This is a genomic window from Jiangella ureilytica, from assembly GCF_004348545.1.
In the GTDB taxonomy this organism is placed as follows: Bacteria; Actinomycetota; Actinomycetes; order Jiangellales; family Jiangellaceae; genus Jiangella; species Jiangella ureilytica.
Genome location: NZ_SMKL01000148.1, coordinates 1 through 1,970, shown reverse-complemented (window position 1 = coordinate 1,970; position 1,970 = coordinate 1). Strand labels below are relative to the sequence as shown.

General features: G+C 71.0%; 1 protein-coding gene. It reads right to left on the bottom strand.

The window, feature by feature from the left end:
* Nucleotides 1-352: 352 nt before the first annotated feature.
* The gene (locus E1212_RS29035; RefSeq protein ID WP_131989018.1) at nucleotides 353-1,804 is read right to left on the bottom strand and encodes a choice-of-anchor M domain-containing protein; all 1,452 of its coding nucleotides are present in this window, start codon (nucleotides 1,802-1,804) and stop codon (nucleotides 353-355) included.
* Nucleotides 1,805-1,970 lie beyond the last annotated feature (166 nt).

Here is a 1,970-nt window from a genome sequence, read left to right as displayed (position 1 = left end):
CACGTCTGCAGGGTCGCACTGTCGAACCAGCCGGCCACGCGCGGCCGGAACAGGACCGCCGCCACCAGCGCCAGCACGAACAGCTCGGGAACGAACCGGCCGACGCCGCGTCGATCCTCCGTGACCTCCAGATCCGTCACCGGCCGGACCTCCTGATCCGGCCGGCGGGCGTGGTGCTGTCGTCCATGCGGTCTCCGTCTCACCGAGCACGACTCATCCGGCAGTTTCCGGCCGGATGATAACGGGGCTCAGTGACATTACCGTCGCCCGCCCGCAGCGGCACCCTCCAGATGACGGAGATGCCGCGCCTCGGATCCGTCAGATGGCGGTGAAGGTCAGGACGGCCTCATAGTCACCGGTGGGCAGCGTGGTGGGGGCTTGCAGGTGCAGCCCGGCGCCCAGCACGGCGGTGCCGAGGCTCGTACCGGCCCGGGCTCGTGGCCAGGACCTGCGAGCTGGCCAGACCATCGCCCGCCTCGAATCCCGCCGGGACAGCAGGTCCGGCCTCGACGGCCTGGCTGGGTGCGGCCCGGTCGACGCGTGGCGTCCAGCCCAGATGCCGGGCCCCGAGAACGCCATCGTCGGACACGAAGTCGCTGAGTCGGCCCGACACCTGCCAGCCCGGCGCGGCTGAGCGGGTGTCGGTGACGGTCACGGGCCGAAGCTCGCCGTCGGCGATCCAGCGATCGCCGGCCTCGCCGAGCGCCAGCTCGCCGAGATCTGCGACGTCGTCCTCGGGATCGACACTCATCACGAGCGCGCCGGCGTCGTCGGCCAAGGCGACCGTCACCCGCTGCGCCGCGTCGCCGGGTTCGCTCGGGCCGCCGTCGACGGCCAGCGTCACGATCGGGGACGTGGCGACGAGGATGCCGTCGTCGTCACGAAGGCTCACCAGCAGCTGGGCGCCGTCGTGCCGCTCGGTGGCGGTGAAGGTGTAGGCCGCCTCAGAGACACCGGAGACTGCCTCGAAGGTGTCCTCACCAGGCCAGCGGATCGCCCAGTCGTAGACGTCGTGCGCGGTCGGCGGGTTCTGCGCCGCGGTGAGGGTCACGACGTCACCCACGTCGTAGGCCGTGCCCCCTTCGATGCCGATGCGAGGCACGACGGGTTCCTCCGACGGCGGATCACCGACGACGATCCGGTAGGTGACCGGCTCGCTGTGGATCGCCGTGCCGTCGGTCTTCCTGCCGCTCGCTGTCACGACGAACGTGTACTCGCCGACCTCGGTGAACACCCAGTTCGTGTGCGCGTGCGCACCGACGCCTACCGGGATCCGGTCCGGCGCGGCGTCGGTGGTGTCGACGTACCGGGCGATGGGCATGCCGACGGGGTCGTCCATGAAGCTGAACACCTCGCCCGGCCCATCGATGGTGAGGTCGAGCTGAAACTGGTCGCCCTCGAGCAGGCCCGGGCCCAGCCGCTCGGAGTTCCAGCCGGGCCAGGGGAGTCGTTCGTCCTGCGTCATCGGCAGCAGGTACACGGTGTCGCCGGGCGCACCGAGGAAGAACAACGGCTCGAAGTCGGGGATCTCGATGGCGGACGGTTCGGCGTCCACGACGAGCACGACGTCTTCGGGAGCTCGGAAGAACGGCTCGTCGCCGTAGATCCTGGTGTCGTCCTTGACCTGGACCACGAGGCGGTCGGCGGCGGCGTCGTAGCTGGTCTCGAACAGGTCGATGTGGCCGTGGGTGAGGATCGCCAGATCGGCGGCGGCCGCGGGCGCGGTGCCGACGCCGAGCAGGAGGCTCCCGGCCGTCGCGGAGGCGGCGAGCCAGACGCGTGGCCGTCGCGGTCTACTGGTCATGCGGACGCTCCTGTCGATGGCGTGCCGAGTGAGGTGGGCGGAGAGGTCAGATCGCGGTGAAGGTGATGGTGGCCTCGTAGGTGCCGGGGACGAGCGTGGTGGGTGCTTCGATGAGCAGGCCGGCGCCGAGGCGGCTGGTGCCGGTGCCGTCGCCGGCGGGTGCGCT